This is a genomic window from Bradyrhizobium sp. UFLA06-06 (genome assembly GCF_054820065.1).
The window spans coordinates 1-15,374 of record NZ_JADFUD010000048.1 but is presented as its reverse complement, the minus strand read 5'-3'; the positions used below and the strand labels follow the sequence as shown (position 1 = coordinate 15,374).

General features: G+C 65.4%; 13 protein-coding genes and 1 pseudogene. 11 read left to right on the top strand and 3 right to left on the bottom strand.

Annotated features, from left to right (window positions below):
* Positions 1-8 precede the first annotated feature (8 nt).
* The 9 genes from IF803_RS30790 to IF803_RS30750 all read left to right on the top strand — a co-directional run bounded on the left by IF803_RS30790 (position 9) and on the right by IF803_RS30750 (position 10,470).
* Positions 9-1,448 (top strand): extracellular solute-binding protein, encoded by a 1,440-nt coding sequence (locus tag IF803_RS30790; protein WP_016846935.1) that lies wholly within the window; start codon positions 9-11, stop codon positions 1,446-1,448.
* A gap of 117 nt (positions 1,449-1,565) precedes the next feature.
* Positions 1,566-2,495, top strand: coding sequence for a carbohydrate ABC transporter permease (locus IF803_RS30785; protein ID WP_304500361.1), 930 nt, complete (start codon positions 1,566-1,568; stop codon positions 2,493-2,495).
* Positions 2,496-2,509: 14 nt separating this feature from the next.
* Positions 2,510-3,367, top strand: a complete 858-nt coding sequence (locus IF803_RS30780; protein ID WP_304496658.1) for a carbohydrate ABC transporter permease — start codon at positions 2,510-2,512, stop codon at positions 3,365-3,367.
* 4 nt (positions 3,368-3,371) lie between these two features.
* Positions 3,372-4,475 (top strand): ABC transporter ATP-binding protein, encoded by a 1,104-nt coding sequence (locus tag IF803_RS30775; RefSeq protein ID WP_304496657.1) that lies wholly within the window; start codon positions 3,372-3,374, stop codon positions 4,473-4,475.
* A gap of 12 nt (positions 4,476-4,487) precedes the next feature.
* Positions 4,488-5,603 (top strand): ABC transporter ATP-binding protein, encoded by a 1,116-nt coding sequence (locus IF803_RS30770; RefSeq protein ID WP_461194636.1) that lies wholly within the window; start codon positions 4,488-4,490, stop codon positions 5,601-5,603.
* 2 nt (positions 5,604-5,605) lie between these two features.
* Positions 5,606-7,186 (top strand): FGGY family carbohydrate kinase, encoded by a 1,581-nt coding sequence (locus IF803_RS30765; RefSeq protein WP_461194635.1) that lies wholly within the window; start codon positions 5,606-5,608, stop codon positions 7,184-7,186.
* Positions 7,179-8,219, top strand: a complete 1,041-nt coding sequence (locus tag IF803_RS30760; RefSeq protein ID WP_461194633.1) for a 2-hydroxyacid dehydrogenase — start codon at positions 7,179-7,181, stop codon at positions 8,217-8,219. Before IF803_RS30765 ends, IF803_RS30760 begins: the two co-directional genes overlap by 8 nt.
* A gap of 17 nt (positions 8,220-8,236) precedes the next feature.
* A complete protein-coding gene (locus IF803_RS30755) occupies positions 8,237-8,965 on the top strand; it encodes a class II aldolase/adducin family protein (protein ID WP_461194631.1) in 729 nt (242 codons plus the stop codon).
* Positions 8,962-10,470: a glycerol-3-phosphate dehydrogenase gene (locus IF803_RS30750; RefSeq protein WP_461194630.1), complete on the top strand. Its 1,509-nt coding sequence runs from the start codon at positions 8,962-8,964 to the stop codon at positions 10,468-10,470. The genes IF803_RS30755 and IF803_RS30750 overlap by 4 nt, the downstream gene beginning before the upstream one ends.
* Positions 10,471-10,493: 23 nt before the next feature.
* Here the strand turns inward: IF803_RS30750 and IF803_RS30745 are convergent, their stop codons facing one another.
* Genes IF803_RS30745 through IF803_RS30735 form a run of 3 tightly spaced genes read right to left on the bottom strand, consistent with a single transcriptional unit; the run spans position 10,494 to position 13,073 of the window.
* Entirely contained in the window at positions 10,494-11,489 is a 996-nt protein-coding gene (locus IF803_RS30745) for an ABC transporter substrate-binding protein (protein ID WP_028335663.1), read from the bottom strand.
* A gap of 22 nt (positions 11,490-11,511) precedes the next feature.
* On the bottom strand, positions 11,512-12,321 hold the full coding sequence (locus IF803_RS30740) for an ABC transporter ATP-binding protein (RefSeq protein ID WP_461194628.1): 810 nt from the start codon (positions 12,319-12,321) through the stop codon (positions 11,512-11,514).
* Positions 12,318-13,073, bottom strand: coding sequence for an ABC transporter permease (locus IF803_RS30735; protein WP_028335661.1), 756 nt, complete (start codon positions 13,071-13,073; stop codon positions 12,318-12,320). Before IF803_RS30735 ends, IF803_RS30740 begins: the two co-directional genes overlap by 4 nt.
* Positions 13,074-13,195: 122 nt before the next feature.
* Here IF803_RS30735 and IF803_RS30730 point away from each other — a divergent pair, with 122 nt between their 5' ends.
* Entirely contained in the window at positions 13,196-14,323 is a 1,128-nt protein-coding gene (locus IF803_RS30730; RefSeq protein ID WP_461194626.1) for a mandelate racemase/muconate lactonizing enzyme family protein, read from the top strand.
* Positions 14,323-15,339: pseudogene (locus IF803_RS30725) on the top strand (GMC family oxidoreductase); the annotation flags it as partial. The gene IF803_RS30730 and the pseudogene IF803_RS30725, both read left to right, overlap by 1 nt.
* Between the last annotated feature and the right edge of the window lie 35 nt (positions 15,340-15,374).

Below are 15,374 nucleotides of genomic sequence, written 5' to 3'. Positions count from 1 at the left end.
GGAAATACATGTTCGATCGCGAGAAGAATCTGTTCGACTCCTACGCTGCCAAACGCATCAGCCGCCGCGATCTCCTGGACGGCGCCGCCAAGCTCGGCATCGCGGGCATCGCCGCCAACGCCGCCTTCGCCTCCTCGATGTCGAAGGCGATGGCCGCCGACTTCAACTGGAAGGCCCAGAGCGGCAAGAGCGTCAAGCTGCTGCTCAATAAGCATCCCTACGTCGATGCGATGATCGGCGACATCGAGGCGTTCAAGTCGCTCACCGGCATGAACGTCACCTACGACATCTTCCCGGAGGACGTCTATTTCGACAAGGTGACGGCGGCGCTGTCGTCGAAGTCGGACCAGTACGATGCTTTCATGACCGGCGCTTACATGACCTGGACCTATGGTCCGGCAGGCTGGATCGAGGACCTCAACACCTACATCAAGGATCCCGCCAAGACCAACCCGGCCTTCGCCTGGGACGACGTGCTGCCGGGCCTGCGCGCCTCGACCGCGTGGGACGGCGTCGCCGGCTCCGAGCTCGGCTCGGGCAAGGCCAAGCAGTGGTGCATCCCCTGGGGCTATGAGCTCAACAACATCACCTACAACCGCAACGTCTTCGACAAGGTCGGGGTCAAGCCGCCGAAGAACCTCGACGAGATGCTCGAGGTCGCGGCCAAGATCACCAAGGACGCCGGCGGTCCCTACGGTGTTGGCGTGCGCGGCTCGCGCTCCTGGGCGACCATCCATCCGGGCTTCCTGTCGGCCTATTCGAACTTCGGCCAGAAGGATTTCGTGATGGAGGGAGGCAAGCTGAAGGCCGCGATGAACACCAAGGCCTCGAAGGATTTTCACGACAAATGGGTCAAGATGATCCAGACCTCGGGTCCGAAGAACTGGTCGACCTATACATGGTACCAGGTCGGCACCGATCTCGGCGCCGGCGCCTCGGGCATGATCTTCGACGCCGACATCCTCGGCTACTTCATGAACGGCGGCGACAACAAGGAGAAGGGGCATCTCGGCTACGCGCCGTTCGCCGCCAATCCGGCTGCCAAGGCGCCGACCCCGAATGTCTGGATCTGGTCGCTCGCGATGTCGAGCTTCTCCAAGCAGAAGGAGGCGGCCTGGCTGTTCATGCAGTGGGCGGCGTCCGTCGAGCACGACCTGTTCGGCGCGCGCAAGATGGACTTCGTCAACCCGGTTCGCGCGTCGGTATGGAAGGACAGCGAGTTCCGCGACCGCATCGCGAAATCCTATCCCGGCTATCTCGAGCAACACGACATGTCGTCGCCCGGCGCCAAGATCTACTTCACGGCGCAGCCGCTGTTCTTCGACCTGACGACGGAATGGGCCGCCTCGCTGCAGAAGATGGTGGCCAAGGAGGTCAGCGTCGACGAGGGGCTCGACAAGCTCGCCGACAGCATCAACCGCCAGCTCAAGCAGGCCGGTCTCGGCTGATTGATCAACTGTGCGGTGCCTGATCCCCCGCACCGCACCCATCCGCCGGCTCGGACCCTTGTCCCATCCGAGCCGGCGGCGTTTGCCAGCCGAAGGCGATCTCTTATCATCATGAGCATGGTCCAAACTCTCCAGACGAACGCGCAGGCAGCGCCGGCCAAACCAAGGCCGCGCGTGCGCCTCTTGCCCTATCTGCTCAGCCTGCCGGCGCTGCTCGTCTGCGTGGCGATCCTGGTTCCGTTCGTGACCGCGGCGGTCTATTCGCTGCAGCGCTACCGGCTGAACCTGCCTTACCTGCGCGGCTTCATTGGCGCCGGCAACTACATCGACTTCCTGTCCGATCCGGCGTTCTGGAATACGTTCCAGGTCTCGATCACCTATACCGTGCTGACCGTCGTGCTCGAGCTTCTGCTCGGCCTCGGCATCGCGCTGCTGCTGCGCCGGCCGACCCGCTTCCACAATGCGGTGTCGATCATGCTGCTGCTGCCTCTGATGACGGCGCCGGCGATCGCCGCGCTGATGTGGAAGCTGATGACCAATCCGAGCTTCGGCATCTTGTCTTATTTCGTGGGCCTGTTCGGCGTCACCGATTTCAAATGGGCCTCCGATCCGTCGACGGCACTGTTTACGGTCGTACTGGTCGACGTCTGGGTCTATACGCCCTTCATCATGATCCTGCTGCTCGCCGGCCTGCGCTCGCTGCCGCGGCAGCCGTTCGAGGCCGCGGCACTCGACGGCGTGCCGGCGAGCTTCGTGTTCTTTCGCATCACGCTGCCGATGCTTGCGCCCTACATCATCACGGCGTCGCTGTTCCGGCTGCTCGATTCGATCCAGCAGTTCGACATCATCTATGCGATGACGCAGGGCGGGCCGGGCGACCGGCTGATGGTGTTCCAGGTGCAGGCCTATCTGGAATTCTTCCAGTACACCAATGTCGGCCGATCGGCGGCGCTGTTGATGATCCTCTGGCTCATCACCAACATCCTGTCGAACATCTTCATCAAGAACTGGCTGCGGTTGCGCGCGCGTGCGCACGGCCACGCGTGACGGGGAGGGGAGCGATGGAACATTCCAGCCTTGCCGGTCGCATCTTCCGCGGCGTGGCGCTCACGCTGATCCTGATCTTCTTCATGTTTCCGATCGTCTGGATCTTCCTGATGTCGTTCCAGACCAACGAGCAGATCCTGCGGATTCCGCCGCGGATCCTGTTCGAGCCGACGCTTGCGAATTACGAGGCGTTGATCTCCGGCCAACTGCGCACCGTGGCCGGCAATCTGCAGATCTCCTTCATGCGCAATCTGTTCAACAGCGTCGTGCTGTCGAGCGCGGCGGTGCTGCTGGCGCTGCTGCTCGGCGTGCCGGCGGCCTACGCGTTTGCGCGCTTCAAATTCCGTCTCGGCGAGAGCATCGCCTTCACGCTGCTGTCGTTCCGCTTCGCGCCGCCGCTGCTCGTGCTGCTGCCGCTGTCGCTGTACTACCAGGAGCTCGGACTGAACGACACCTACTTCGGCATCGTCTGGGTCTATCAGCTGATCGCGCTGCCGTTGATCCTGTGGATCGTGCGCGGCTATTTCGAGGATATCAGCCCTGATATCGAGCATGCCTACCGTCTCGCCGGGCATTCCTGGCGCGAGGCCTTCACCAGGATCGCGGTGCCGCTGGCAGGGCCGGGGATTGCCGCGGCGGGGCTGCTGTCCTTCATCTTCTGCTGGAACAATTTCGTCTTCGCGCTGATCCTGGCCTCCGCCGACAAGCAGCCGGTGACGGTCGGCGCGCTCGCCTTCGTCACCGCGTCCGGCATCCAGTACGGCCAGATCGCGGCGGCGATCGTGCTGTCGGTGACGCCGACCCTGTTGCTGGCGCTCTATGCGCAGCGCTACCTGGTCGAGGGTCTCTCGCTCGGCGCGGTGAAAGGCTGATCCGATGGCGCGTCTCGAAATCAACTCGGTGAGCAAGGCATTCGGCGCGGCGCGGCCCGCCGACGGATTGTCGCTGGCGGTCGAGCCCGGCGAGATCGTGGCGGTGTTCGGACCGTCCGGCAGCGGCAAGACCGTGCTGTTGCGCATGATCGCGGGCATGTTCGAGCCCGACGACGGCGACATCCTGGTCGGCGGCCGCTCGGTCGTCGGCGCTCCGCCCGAACGGCGCGGGATCGGCATGGCATTCCAGAACTTTGCCTTGTTCCCGCACATGACCGCCCGCGACAATATCGCAAGCGGCCTGCGCGCCAGGGCCGGCGGCGGCGATGTCGCCGGCCGCGTTGCCGCGATCAGCAGGCTGCTCAAGATCGAGCACGTGCTCGGCCACGCGCCGCGCGAATTGTCGAACGGACAGAAGCAGCGTACCGCGCTGGCACGGGCGCTGATCGGCAATCCGGATGTGCTGCTGCTAGATGATCCCCTGCGCAATGTCGACGCCAAGCTGCGCTACGAGATGCGGCTCGAACTGCCGAACCTGCTGCGGCGCGGCACTGCCGCGGTGCTCTACGTAACCCAGGACTATCGCGAGGCGATGGCGATCGCCGACCGCATCGCGGTCTTGATCGACGGCCGGCTCGCGCAGGTCGCAACGCCTGCCGATATCTATGCCCAGCCCGCATCGGTTGCGGTCGCGCGCCTGTTCGGCGATCCGACCATCAACCTCGCCGAGGTCTCGCCAGTAGCGGAGCACGGCATGCTGTCGGCTGACATCGCCGGCGCCAGGATGCGGCTCGGCGCGGCCGATGGCGCAGCACCTGCCGGTGCCTGTTGGCTCGGCATCCGGCCCGAGGATCTCGCGGTCTCCTCGGCGTCCTCCGATGGCGCCGTCCCGGCGCGCATTCTCGCGATCACGCCGATGCATGAGAAGGCGGTGCTGCTGCTCCGTCTTGCCGACGGAACGGAATGGCTGGCGGCGCTGCCGCCGGATGCGCCGCAAGGCGCGGCCGACGATGCCGTTTTCGTTCGCTTCGCGCCCGACGCCGCGATGCTGTTCGATCGCGCGAGCGGCCTGCGGATCGGGGCGTCGCACCGGCTCAAGGCGGCATAGGAGCGGATGGTCATGGACATGCTCGAGCTTCGAGGCATCGACAAGGTCTATCGCAGCCGCGGCAAAGAGCCGGTGCATGCGGTGCGCGCGCTCGATATGGCGGTCGAAAAGGGCGAGATCGTCGCACTGTTGGGATCGTCGGGCTGCGGCAAGACCTCGACATTGCGCATGATCGCAGGCTTCGAGGAGGTCTCGGCCGGATCGATCGCGCTCGGCGGGCGGCGGATTCACGAGCTGCCGCCGGCGCGTCGCAAGGTCGCGATGGCGTTCGAGGGCTATTCGCTCTATCCGCCGCTGACGATCCGCGAGAACATCGCGTTCGCGCTGAAATCCGCGCAGTTGCCGCGCGCTGAGGTAAGGCGCCGTGTCGACGAGATTGCCCGTCTGGTCGAGATCGAGGACATCCTCGACAGCTATCCGCGCGCGATCTCAGGCGGCCAGCAGCAGCGCGTGTCGCTGGCGCGGGCGCTGGTGCGGGACGCGGATCTCTATCTGCTCGATGAGCCGATGGGGCAGCTCGAACCGCAGCTGCGCGCGGTGCTGCGCGGCCGGATCAAGAGCCTGCTTGCCGAGCGCGGCATGACCGCGATCTTTGTCACCCACGACCAGACCGAAGCGAGTGCGCTGGCCGACCGCATCGCGGTCATGGAAGGCGGCGTGCTGCAGCAGTTCGCCAGCGAAAAGGAGCTGAAGGGCCGGCCGGCCAATCTGTTCGTCGCGAGCTTCATCGGCGAGCCGCCGATGAACCTGCTCGACGCTGGCGTGACGCGGTCGGACGGCGGCTTCCGCCTGTCGGTCGGAACCGACATGCGTCTCGATATCGCCGGCGCCGGACTCGACGTTGAGGCCGCGAAGACGCTCGCGGCCACGCCGCAGGTGCGGATCGGCATTCGTCCGCAGAAGATCGCGGTCGGGACCGGTGACGTCAAAGTCAAGGTGGTCTCCAACCAGTGGCTCGGCGATCAATCGCATGTCGCCGGCGATTGCGGCGGCCGCATGCTGATCGCGGTCACGCCGGGCCGCGTCGCCGCGCGGCCGGGAGAGATTATCTCGTTCGCGCTGGAACCGCGTCACCTGCACATCTTTGGCAGCGACGGAACCTGCATTCGCCATGCGGAGGGAGCGTGACGATGACCGCTTCCGCAAGCCGCGACGTCATCATCGGCATCGATGCCGGCACCTCCCTAATCAAGGCGGTGGCGTTCACGCTGACCGGCGAGCAGCTTGCCGATGTTTCGCGGCCGAATGCGTACAGCAGCCTGGCCGGCGGCCATGTCGAGCAGGACATGGCGCGGACCTGGAGCGACACGGTCGCGGTCATTCGCGCGCTGGCGAAGTCGGTGCCCGACCTGTCGGCGCGGATCGCGGCGATCGCGGTGACCGGGCAGGGCGACGGCACCTGGCTGATCGATGACGACGGCCGGCCGGTTGCGCCGGCGTTGCTGTGGCTGGATTCGCGCGCCGGCCGGCTGGTCGAGGAGATCCGCGGCAGCGAGCACAACGCGATCCTTTACCGCCGCACCGGCTCCGGGCTCAACGCCTGCCAGCAAGGGCCGCAACTGGCGTGGTTGCAGGCCCACATGCCCGACACGATCGCCAGCGCGACAACGGCCTTCCACTGCAAGGACTGGCTTTATTTCCTACTCACCGGTGAACGCGCCACCGATCCGTCGGAAGCCACCTTCTCCTGCGGCGATTTCCGCAGACGAGCATTCGATGCGGAAACCGCGCGGTTGATCGGTATCGCCGACCTGACGCGCCTGTTCCCGCCGGTCGTCGACGGCGCGGTGATGACGCATCCGCTGACAGCGGCCGCCGCCATCGAGATCGGCCTGCCGGAAGGTGTGCCGGTCTGCCTCGGCTATGTCGACGTGATCTGCAATGCGCTCGGCGCCGGGCTCTACGATCCGTCACCCGATGTCGGCTGCACCATCATCGGCTCGACCGGCATGCATATGCGGCTGGTGCCGAGCGCCGACGCGGTGACGCTGAACCGGGAGGCAACCGGTTACACCATGCCGTTCCCGGTGCCGGGTCATTATGCCCAGATGCAGTCCAACATGGCGGCGACGCTGAATATCGATTGGATGCTCGATCTCGCCTGCGACATGCTGGCGGCGGAAGGCGTGACGCGCACGCGCGCCGAGCTGATCCGCCGGCTCGACGATCAGGTGCTGCGGGCCAGGCCCGGCGAGGTGCTGTTCCATCCGTTCATTTCCGATGCCGGCGAGCGCGGTCCGTTCGTCGCGCATGAGGCCAGCGCGCAATTCTTCGGCTTGCGGTCACGCCACCGCTATGGCGACTTGATGCGCGGCGTGATGGAGGGCCTGGCCTTCGCCGCACGGGATTGTTACGCGGCGATGGGGTCGCTGCCGCGCGATGTCAGGATCACAGGCGGCGCGGCGAAGAGCCGTGCGCTCGGCGCCATCCTCGGGGCCGCGCTGGATTGCGACGTCCGCATCTGCAGCCGTGCCGAGGCCGGCGCCGCAGGCGCTGCGATGATCGCGGCGGTCGCGATCGATGCCTATTCCGACATGCGCGCCTGTGCCGAGCAGTGGGTCGCGCCGCATCTAAGTGCGCCGCAATCGCCGGACGCCGCGCTGGCGAAGCGCTACGCCGGCATCTTCCCGACCTATCTCGAGGCAAGGCTGGCGTCGCGGCCGGTCTGGAAGCAACTTGCTGCGCTGCGCGCCGGAGGCGATCATGTCTAAGTCCATCGCCATCGTCGGCGACCGCTTCATGCTGCCCTCGGTGTTCGCCGAGCACATCCGATCGGCCTGCGGCGATGGCGTCGATATCCGCACCCTGGAGCAGCCCTGGCCGGACGAGCCGATGGAGCACGGTTACGCCGGCTCGAAGCTCGATGGCCTGAAGGAATTTATGGGGCAGCCCGACGAGATCATCGGCTTCATCGGTGATGCCGAGCTGCTCGTCACGCATCTGGCGCCGATCTCGCGGTCGATGCTGGAGCGGCTGCCGAAGCTGAGGTTCATCGCGGTGTCGCGGGGCGGCCCGGTCAACATCGACATGCAGGCGGCGCGCGACCACAACGTGCTGGTGGTCAATACGCCCGGCCGCAATGCGAGCGCGGTCGCGGAGTTCACCATCGGCGCCATTCTGGCCGAGACGCGCCTGATCCGCAGCGGCCACGAGGCGCTGCGTGGCGGGGAATGGCGCGGCGATCTCTATCGGGCCGATCGCACCGGGCGCGAGCTCGGCGAGATGACGGTCGGCATTGTCGGCTATGGCGCGATCGGCAGCCGGGTGGTCAAGCTGCTGAAGGCCTTCGGCTGCAAGATCCTGGTCGCCGACCCCTATGTCCAGCTCAGCGCCCAGGACCGCAATGACGGCGTCGAACATGTCGCGCTCGGCGAATTGCTCGGCCGCGCCGACGTCGTCACGCTGCACGCCCGGGTGACGCCCGAGACCACCCGTTTCATCGGGCGCGAGGCGCTGGCGCGGATCAAGCCGGGCGCGTTCCTGATCAACACCGCGCGTGGGCCGCTGGTCGACTACGAGGCGCTGCATGATGCGCTGGCATCGGGGCATCTCGGCGGTGCCATGCTCGACACCTTCGCGGTCGAGCCGGTTCCGGCGGACTGGCCGCTGCTGCGACTTCCCAACGTCACGCTGACGCCGCACGTCGCCGGCGCCTCCGTGCGTACCGTCACCGTGGCCGCCGGGCAGGCGGCCGAAGAGGTTCGTCGCTTCCTGGCCGGCGAGCCGCCACGCAATCCGTGCTGAAGAGAAAGGCAGTTCGTATGACCCGTGAGGAACGACAATTGCGCGAGGCTGTTATCGCCAAGTGCCGGTGGATGAATGCGTCGGGTCTCAACCAGGGGACGTCGGGCAACATCTCCGCCCGCTACAAGGACCGGATGCTGATCACGCCGTCGGCGACGCCCTACGATTCGATGAAGCCGGAGATGATCGCCTCGATGCCGCTCGACGGCGATTATGGCGCGTGGGAGGGGCCGCTGCAGCCGTCCACCGAATGGCGCTTCCATCTCGACATCACGCGCGCCCGGCCCGATGTCGGCGCCATCGTCCATACTCACTCGACCTACGCGACCGTGCTCGCCATCGCGCGCAAGCCGATCCCGGCCTGCCACTACATGATGGCGGCGTTCGGCGGCACCGAGATCCGCTGCGCCGGCTATGCGCGATACGGCACCAAGGAATTGTCCGACCATGCGATCGCGGCGCTCGAAGGCCGCAATGGTTGCCTGCTCGCCAATCACGGCATGATCGCGCTCGGCGCCAACCTCGACAAGGCGATGTGGCTCGCGGTCGAGCTCGAGACCATCGCGCGGCAGTACTACCTCTCGCTGGCGCTCGATTCGCGCGTCATCCTGACCGACGAGGAGATTGCCGACACCGCGAAGGGATTCTCCACTTACGGTCTGCAGGCGCCGAAGCCGAACAAGGCCCGCGCAACGGCAAAGGCCGCGCCGCGCCGCGCCGAGAAACGGCGTAGCAGCAAGCGATGACGGGCACTGCGCCGGTCGCAGGTACGGATCACGGGCTGGTCGATATCGCGGTCATCGGTGGCGGCATCAACGGTGCCGGCATCGCCCGCGACGCCGCCGGCCGCGGGCTGAAGGTCCTGCTGTGCGAGAAGGATGATTTCGCCGAGGGCACCTCGTCGCGCTCGGGCAAGCTGATCCATGGCGGGCTGCGCTATCTCGAATATTACGAGTTCCGCCTGGTGCGCGAGGCGCTGATCGAGCGCGAGGTGCTGCTCGCGTCGGCGCCGCACATCATCTGGCCGATGCGCTTCGTGCTGCCGCATTCGCCGGAGCAGCGGCCGGCCTGGCTGGTCCGCACCGGGCTGTTGCTCTACGACCATCTCGGTGGCCGCAAGCAGCTGCCGGCGAGCCGCAGTCTGGATCTGTCGCGCGCGCCGGAGGGCGCGCCGCTGCGTCAGGAGTTCCGGCGAGGCTTCGAATATTCGGACTGCTGGGTCGATGACAGCAGGCTGGTGATCCTCAATTTGATCGATGCCGCGCAGAACGGCGCCTGCATCTTGCCGCGCACGCGGGCGGTGCGCGCCCGCCGCGACGGCGAGATCTGGCTGCTCGAGATGCACGGCGACGACGGCACAACGCAGGTCGTGCGGTCGCGCGCGCTGGTCAACGCCGCCGGGCCGTGGGTTCAGGATGTCATCCAGGGCGTGGCGGGCCTGAACTCGGCCCAGAGCGTAAGGCTGGTCAAGGGCAGCCATATCGTGGTGCCGAAATTCTGGAGCGGGCCGCAGGCCTACCTGCTGCAGAACAGCGATCGGCGGGTGATCTTCGTCAACCCCTATGAGGACGACCTCGCGCTGATCGGCACCACAGACATTCCCTATCACGGCCGCGCCGAGGACGTCGCGATCGGCGAGGACGAGACCGATTACCTGTTGCAGGTCTTGCGCCGCTATTTCAAAACGCCGCCGCGGGCGAGCGCGATCGTGCACGCGTTCTCCGGCGTCCGGCCGCTCTACGACGACAACGCCGACAATCCGTCGGCCGTGACGCGCGACTATGTGTTCGAGGTTCACGGCGCGCAGGATGCGCCGCCGCTGCTCTCGATCTTCGGCGGCAAGATCACGACCTACCGCCGGCTGGCGGAGCAGGCGATGCAACGCCTCGCGCCGTGGTTTCCGAAGCTGTCGTCGGCCTGGACCGCGCATCGGCCGCTACCGGGTGGCGACATCGGCGGCAGCTTCGATGAATTCGCGAATCGGCTGGCACGCGACTATCCCGATTTGCCGCGAACGCTCATCCATCACTATGCCCGTCTCTATGGGACGCGCGCGCGCGAGCTCCTGGGTCCGGTCCGCAGCGCCGTCGACCTCGGCCGTCATTTCGGCGGTGAGTTCTATGAATGCGAAGCGGTTTATCTGCGCGAGAAGGAGTGGGCCAGGAAGCCTGCCGACTTCCTGGACCGACGCACCAAGCACGGCCTGCATTTGACGCCGGCGCAGCGCCTCGCGTTCGAGAGCTTTCTCTAGGACGGCATCTGCATCCAGATGCGTCACGCAATCGTTTTCAAATACAGGCTCGGATCGAAATATTTGCTTGCCGGCGTAAAGTCCTTGATGCCGGCATTGGCCATGAAGAAGTCGGTCGATTGCTGCAGCCAGTTGGTGACCGTGCCGTCGGAATACATCCGCTTCCAGTCCCGCGACGAGAACATCTTCTGCGCCTTGAACGATTCGTCGATGTCGGCCATCGGCGTCTGGCTGTAATGGCCCTTCTGCAGCTTTTCCATCGCTTCGGTGCTGTTCGCGATGATGTAGTCGTTGGCATCGGCCCAGCCACGGATCAGCTTCGCCAGCGTTTCCTTGTTGGGCTCGTAATAATCGTTGGCCGCGGCCCAGCCTCCGATGATCGCGGCCTTTGGATAGTAGGCCGAGGCGTCGGCGAGCTTGACCGCGCCCGGCACCTTGTCGCGAACCGTCACGTTGAAGGGCACCCAGAGCGCAACGGCAGGCACCGCGCCTGAAATGAAGGCGGTTACGGCGGCAGGCATGGTCTGGTTGACGAGCTCGACCTGTTTGGGATCGACCTTGTTCGCGCGCAGCGCGGTGTCCAGGAACACATGCGCGGTGGTGCCGGTCGCAGTTGCGATCCGCTTGCCCTTCAGATCCTCGAATGACTTGATGCCCTGATCGCCGCGCACCCAGAGCTGCGCGGTCGCGACCTCGATGTCGTTGATGAGGAAGACCTTGCCCTGGCCTCGGGCGGGGAAGTTCGAGAGCACGGCGCCCGTCGCCAGCACGTCGAGGCTGCCGCCGATCAGCGCCTGGAAGATTTCGAGACCGGTATTGAACTGCCGCAGCTCGAGATCCAGCCCCTGCTTTTCGAAGGAGCCGCGGTCCATGCCGGTCCAGATCTGGCCGTCGACGGCAACGGTGTGCAGATAGCCGACACGAACTTTTGTTTTTGCCTGCGCAATCGCCGGCGCTGCGGCCGTGAAGCTTCCGAGGGCAAGCCCGGCCGTCGTGGTCAGAAACTGTCGCCGATCCATAGGTCGTCCTCCGCTGTGTTGTTTATTCCGAGAATGAGACCGGACGCATCTGCGCCTGCTGGGCGCGATACTCGTCCATCACCAGATGCTTGATATGGCTTCGCAGCTCGCCGAATTCCGGCCGCTCCTGGATCGATTCATCGCGCGGATAGGCGAACGGCACGTCGATGATCTGCCTGATCCGCGCCGGCCGCGCGGTGACCACCACGATACGGGACGCGAGATAGATCGCCTCCTCCACGGAGTGGGTGATCAGCATGACCGTCTTGCCTTCGGTCTGGAGCACCTTGAGCAGCAGGTTCTGCATGTTGGAACGGGTCTGGGCGTCGAGCGCACCGAACGGCTCGTCCATCAGCAGGAACTGCGGCTTGACGGCGTAAGCGCGCGCGATCGCGAGCCGCTGACGCATGCCGCCGGACAAATGCTTCGGATAGGAGTTGGCAAAGTCGGACAGCCCCATCAGGCCGAGATAGTGATCGCAGATCGAATCGCGCTCGCCGGCCGCGACGTGATTGGCCCGGAGCGTCAGGCCGAAAGCGATGTTCTGTTTCACCGTCAGCCACGGGAAGACGCCATATTCCTGGAAGATGACGCCGCGCTCGGGACCGGGACCGGCCACGGGCTTTCCGTCGAACAGCACGCTTCCCGTCGTCGGCTTCTGGAAGCCGGCGAGCATGCTCATCATCGTGGTCTTGCCGCAGCCTGAAGGGCCGATCACCGCGATGAAATCGCCATCGTTGATATCGTAGCTGACATTCTCGACGACGTTGAGACGTCCCTTCGGGGTCTCGAAGGCAAGCGAAACCTTGTCGAACCGTGCGCGCGTGGTCATGCGATGGCCCGATCCTGCCAGACCAGCAACCGGGCCGTGATCTTGCGCAGGATCATGTCCATGATCAGCGCGATCAGGCCGATGCAGATGATGCCGACATAGATGACGTCGAGCAGGAAGTAGGTCGACGCATTCTGGATCATGGCGCCAAGCCCACGCTGGGCTGCGATCAGTTCGGATGCCACCAGCGTCGCCCAGGCGACCCCAAGCGCGACCCGCAGCGCGGTGAGGATGTGCGGAACGGTGAGCGGAATGATGACCTTGCGAAAGATTTCCGCCTGATTGGCACCGAGCGTCTGCGCCACGCGGATATAGAGCGGCGTGATCTGCGAGACCCCCTCATACATGACGATCACGCCGGAGAAGAACGAGGCGTAGAACAGGATGACGAGCTTTGCGAGCTCGTCCACGCCGAAATAGACGATGACGAGCGGGATCAGCGCGATCGGCGGCAGCGCGCGGAAGAAGTTGATCATGGGGTCGGCGAAGGTGCGGGCCGGGCGATACCATCCGAGCAGGAAGCCGACGGGCACCGCGACGAGAATTCCGAGCGAGACGCCGAAAAAGACGCGCCTGGTCGAGGCGAAGATGTCGATCAAAAGGCCTTCCTTGGTGAGAAGCTCGACGAATTTCGCGGCGACCTGGTGCGGGGCGGGGATCAGCGATGTGTTGACGAAGCCGCTCCAACGGACGGCATACCAGAGCAGGATCGCACCGACCCACGGTATCAACCCGAGACCAAAGCGTCTCACGCCAGCTCCGTCCATTCGACGCTTCCACCCAGATTGCAGTTGATGTTTGGCCAAGTCATATTATAAATAGGATGACCATACAAGCGCCGCTTTGGTCGTAGGCGCCGCAGGCATTTCCGCGCATGACATCGCCGCCTTTCACCATCCGGAGCGTCCAGGCCTTTGGCTTCCGCTATCCTCTGACGACACCGGTCATCACCTCGTTCGGGCGCATGGCGGACCGGCCTGCCGTGTTCGTTCGGGTCGAGGACATGGACGGTTACGCGGGTTGGGGCGAGGTCTGGTGCAACTTTCCCGCGCCGGGCGCCGAGCATCGTGTTCGGCTGGTCAACGAGGTACTGGCACCGGCGCTTGTCGGATTCAGGGCAAGCGAACCTGATGCCGCGTTCGAGCGATTGACGCAGGGAACTTCGGTGCTCGCGTTGCAATCCGGCGAAGCGGGCCCATTCGCGCAATCGATCGCCGGCATCGATCTCGCCGTCTGGGATCTCCATGCGCGCCGCCGGAACGTTGCGTTGTGGAAACTGCTCGGCGGATCGCGGAAGCGGATCAAGGTCTATGCCAGCGGCATCAATCCGGTCGGATCGGAGCGGGCGGCGGAAGCAGCCCTCGGCCGCGGCTACCGCGCCCTGAAGCTGAAGATCGGCTTCGATCCGGCGGGCGACCGGGCCAACCTCGCCGCGCTGCGCCGCCTCGTCGGCGATGGCATGCTTGCAGCCGACGTCAACCAGGGTTGGACCATCGCGCAGGCGCACGAGCGTGCGCCGCAGCTCGAGCCGTTCGGCCTTGCCTGGCTCGAGGAGCCGATCGGCGCGGACCGTCCGCGGCAGGAATGGAAGCAGCTGCACGAGACGATCCGTTTTCCGCTCGCGGCCGGTGAGAACATCGCGAGCCACGCCGGCTTTGCCGAGGTGCTGAGTGAGCCGGTTCTCGGTGTCGTCCAGCCTGACATCGCCAAGTGGGGCGGGCTTTCGGCTTGCGCCGGCATCGCCCGCGACATCCTAACGTCGGGTAAGATGTTCTGTCCGCATTATCTTGGCGCCGGCATCGGCCTCTTGGCGTCGGCGCATCTTCTGGCGGGCGTCGGCGGCGAGGGACTGCTGGAGGTCGACAGCAATGCGAACCCGCTGCGGGATCAGTTCTGCGGCCCCGTGCTTGACGTCAGCGATGGCATGATCGAGCTCGGCGACGAGGCGGGTCTCGGCATCACGCCCGATCTTGCCTCGATCGAACAATACCGGACCGCCTGATGTCGGGGCTTGGCTACGATTACATCATCGTCGGTGCGGGGTCGGCCGGCTGTGTGGTCGCAAACAGACTGTCGGCCGATCCTGCCTGCCGCGTGCTGCTGCTCGAAGCCGGCGGATCGGACCGGAATTTCTGGCTCAAGCTGCCGGTCGGGTATTACCGGACCATCTACGACGAGCGCTTCTCGCGCCTGTTCAAGACCGAGCCGTCGGAAGGAAGCGGCGGCCGCGCCATCGTCTGGCCGCGCGGCCGCGTGCTCGGCGGATCGTCGTCGATCAACGGCCTGATCTTCATCCGCGGCCAGCACGAGGATTTTGACGACTGGGAACGTCTCGGCGCCGACGGCTGGAGCTATCGCGACGTTCTGCCCTATTTCCGGCGCTACGAGCGCTACCGCGGCGGCGAGAGCCAGTTTCACGGCGGCCTCGGTGAGTTCGAGGTCTCCGATCTTCGGAACGACAACCCGGCGTCGAGGGCCTGGGTGGAGGCGGGCGTACAGTTCGGCCTGCCGCGCAATTCCGATTTCAACGGCGCGACGACGCTTGGCGTCGGGTCCTATCAGCTTGGCATCGGGCGGCATTGGCGGACCAGCTCGGCATCCGCCTTTCTTCGACCGATTGCCGACCGGCGCAACCTGACCGTCATCACGCACGCACAGGTGAGCAAAGTCACTTTCAACGGCCGCGTCGCGACCGGCGTCGAGTGGATCAGCAAGGGGCAGGTTCATCGCGCGACAGCCGATCGCGAGGTCATCCTGTCCGGCGGCGCGCTGCAATCGCCGCAAATCCTCCAGCTTTCCGGGATCGGTCCGGCCGACCTGCTTCGCAAGCACGGTATCGCCGTCGTCACCGACTCGCCCGAAGTCGGCTCCAATCTGCAGGACCATTACCAGGCACGGCTGATCGTGCGCCTGAAGGAGCGGATCTCGCTCAATGACCAGGTCCGCAATCCTGTCGAGCTCGCGAAGATGGGGTTGCAGTGGATGCTGGCCGGGCGGGGGCCGTTGACGGTGGGGGCGCTGTCTCTTATACACATCTGACGCTGCCGACGAAC